The sequence below is a fragment of the Caldisericia bacterium genome, from assembly GCA_021158845.1.
Lineage (GTDB): Bacteria > Caldisericota > Caldisericia > B22-G15 > B22-G15 > B22-G15.
Genome location: JAGGSY010000009.1, coordinates 12,501 through 15,765 on the forward strand (window position 1 = coordinate 12,501; position 3,265 = coordinate 15,765).

Sequence of the window (3,265 nt, forward strand, 5' to 3'; positions counted from 1 at the left end):
AACCAAACTCCGAATGCCGCTCCTACTTATCCCGGGAGTGAGAAAGCGGGGGAAAAGCTCCGTTTTCGAGAGGGTAACAGCCCAGACCACCCGCTAAGGTCCCTAATGGAAGCTAAGTGTTTTTGAAAAGGAGGTGGGGCTGCTTAGACAGCTAGGAGGTTGGCTTAGAAGCAGCCATCCTTTAAAGAGTGCGTAACAGCTCACTAGTCGAGCGGTCCTGCGCCGAAAATGTACGGGACTAAGCTTCCAACCGAAGCGGTGGATCAGAGAGAAGATCAATTTGATCTATCTCTCTGATGGTAGGGGAGCGTTCCTACTGCGGTGAAGGTGTACCGTAAGGAGCACTGGAGCGGTAGGAAGTGAGAATGCTGGCTTGAGTAGCGAAAAGAAGGGTGAGAATCCCTTCCGCCGTAAGCCTAAGGTTTCCTGGGGAAGGCTCGTCCGCCCAGGGTTAGTCGGTCCTAAGCCGAGGCCGAAAGGCGTAGGTGATGGAGAGCCGGTTAATATTCCGGCACCACCTATTCTCCGCAAAAAGCGATGGGGTGGTCAAGGAGGATAGGCCTGCAGGGTGATGGAATACCCTGTCCAAGCCTGTAGGGGGCGTCCATAGGCAAATCCGTGGACGCGTTAACCCCGAGAGGTGATGGGGAGCGGCTGGGTAACCAGCTGCGAAGTGGCTGATTCCATACTTGCAAGAAAAACCCCTAGCATTGGAGAATGGGTGACCGTACCGCAATCCAACACAGGTAGGCGGGGATAAGAGTCCCAAGGCGCGCGGAAGAACCCTCGTCAAGGAACTCGGCAAGTTGGCCCCGTAACTTCGGGAGAAGGGGTGCTCCCGAGAGTGTAGGTAAATTTTCTACCGAAGCTCTCAGGAGCCGCAGGTAATTGGCTCGGGCGACTGTTTAACAAAAACACAGGTCTCTGCAAAGCCGTAAGGCGATGTATAGGGGCTGAGGCCTGCCCAGTGCCGGAAGGTTATGGGGAGGGGTTAGCCACCTTCGGGTGGCGAAGCTCCGAACTTAAGCCCCGGTGAACGGCGGCCGTAACTATAGGTTGGACCCTGTAGTTATAAAACCTGGCTATATGCTGGGAAGCCCGGTGTATCCTCCGGTACTCGCCTCTTTATAACGAGGCAGTGACAATCCGTGAGGTGCGGGTAATCAGCAGGAAAGACTTCCAGGGAGAGAAAAGGAGGGCTTGTGAATCAAAAGAAGGTTAAAGTTCCCCCAAAGATAGGATGGTATCTTGCAGGTTTTGCTGATGGAGAAGGAAGTTTCAATGTCTCTCTAAGACCTCGTAAAGATTACAGAAATAAGTGGAAGGTGAGTCTATCTTTCAATGTTTCTCAGAAGGAAAAAGTAATTCTTGCTCTCTTTAAGAGACATCTTGGATGTGGAACTTTAAGGCAGAGAAAGGATGGTGTGTGGTATTTTGAGGTAACAAACATAAATTCTCTTTCAGAAAAAGTTGTTCCCTTCTTTGAAAAGTACAGGTTTCTCTCTCAGAGAAAGAAAAAAGCCTTCTCCAAGTTTAAGAAGATACTTGAATTGGTTAAGGAAGGAAAGCATTTAACCAAGGAAGGAATAGAGGAGATTGTAAAACTTAGAGAGGAGATAAATGAAGATAACTCTAAGAGAAGGTATGACAAAGATTACATCATCTCTTCCCTGGAAGAATCCTCAGAGACTATACGCCAGGCATCCCGTAAAAGGGATGATGATATAGTCCGGTCTCCGTAGCGATACGGAGGATCAGCCAAGCTCTGGCTGATCGCCCTTCACTTAAAGTGAAGAAGGGTAACATAAACGAACGGTCCTATGGTAGCGAAATACCTTGTCGGGTAAGTTCCGACGCGCATGAAAGGTATAACGACCTGAGCGCTGTCTCGACGAGGGATCCGGTGAAATAGCAGTGTCCGTGCAGATGCGGACTACCTGCAGCAGGACGGAAAGACCCCGAGAGCTTTACTACAACTTGGCATTGGATTCTGGCATGCCATGTATAGGATAGGTGGGAGGCTGTGAAGCCAGGGCGCCAGCTCTGGTGGAGCCGCCCTTGGAATACCACCCTTGGTATGTTAGGATTCTAACCTCTAACCCTGAATCGGGTAGAGGGACAGTGTCAGGCGGGTAGTTTGACTGGGGCGGTCGCCTCCTAAAAGGTAACGGAGGCGCCCAAAGGTACCCTCAGCGCGGTTGGAAATCGCGCGTAGAGTGCAAAGGCATAAGGGTGCTTTACTGCATAGACCGACAGGTCAAGCAGTCACGAAAGTGGGGCTTAGTGATCCGGTGGCTACGTGTGGAAGTGCCATCGCTCAACGGATAAAAGTTACCTCGGGGATAACAGGCTGATCTCCCCCAAGAGTCCACATCGACGGGGAGGTTTGGCACCTCGATGTCGGCTCATCGCATCCTGGGGCTGGAGAAGGTCCCAAGGGTTGGGCTGTTCGCCCATTAAAGCGGTACGCGAGCTGGGTTCAGAACGTCGTGAGACAGTTCGGACCTAATCCGCTGCAGGCGCTGGAGATTTGAGGAGGTTCACCCCTAGTACGAGAGGACCGGGGTGAGGGGACCTCTGGTGTACCGGCTGTTCCGCCAGGAGCAGGCGCCGGGTAGCTATGTCCCTACGGGATAAACGCTGAAAGCATCTAAGCGTGAAGCCCACTCCAAGATAAGATCTCCCATCCTCCGTTAAGGAGGAGTAAGGCCCCTGGGAGACTACCAGGTTGATAGGCCCAAGGTGTAAGTGGGGTGACCCACTTAGCTGATGGGTACTAATAGGCCGAGGACTTGACTTAGGTTCAAGTCGAGAGGTTAGTATCAAGTCTCTGATTTTCAAGGTGATTAAATAGATAAGGGCTCTGGTGATCATAGCGGCGGGGAAACACCCGGCTCCATTCCGAACCCGGAAGTTAAGCCCGCCAGCGCCGATGGTACTGAGGAGGGAAACCCCTCGGGAGAGTAGGTCGTTGCCAGGGCCCTTTTTAAATTTTTATAAAGTGGTAAAATTTATTCTGTGGAAAGGGAAAAAATTATTCAGAATGTGAAAAGAATTCTTTCGGAGATTCCAGAGGGAATTACTCTTCTTGCTGCCTGTAAATCAAGGACTTATGAGGAGATAAATGCGGCAATTGAGGGAGGAGTTGAAGTAATTGGAGAAAACTATGTGCAGGAAGCTTTAAAGGTTTATCCACTTATTGAAAAAAAGGTTGAATGGCATTTTATAGGTCATATTCAAAGAAATAAAATAAAAAAGATAATTA

At 50.3% G+C, this 3,265-nt stretch carries 1 protein-coding gene and 2 rRNA genes (1 of these 3 running past the window's edge); all 3 read left to right on the forward strand.

Features of this window, described 5'->3' with window-relative positions:
* Positions 1 to 2,800, forward strand: a 23S ribosomal RNA gene (locus tag J7J33_00355); it begins 1,008 nt to the left of the window's first position.
* A 62-nt stretch (positions 2,801 to 2,862) separates the two neighbouring features.
* Positions 2,863 to 2,980: ribosomal RNA gene (gene rrf, locus J7J33_00360) — 5S ribosomal RNA — on the forward strand.
* A 38-nt stretch (positions 2,981 to 3,018) separates the two neighbouring features.
* Positions 3,019 to 3,265: YggS family pyridoxal phosphate-dependent enzyme (locus J7J33_00365; GenBank protein MCD6167750.1), on the forward strand; the 247-nt coding region annotated here is incomplete at its 3' end.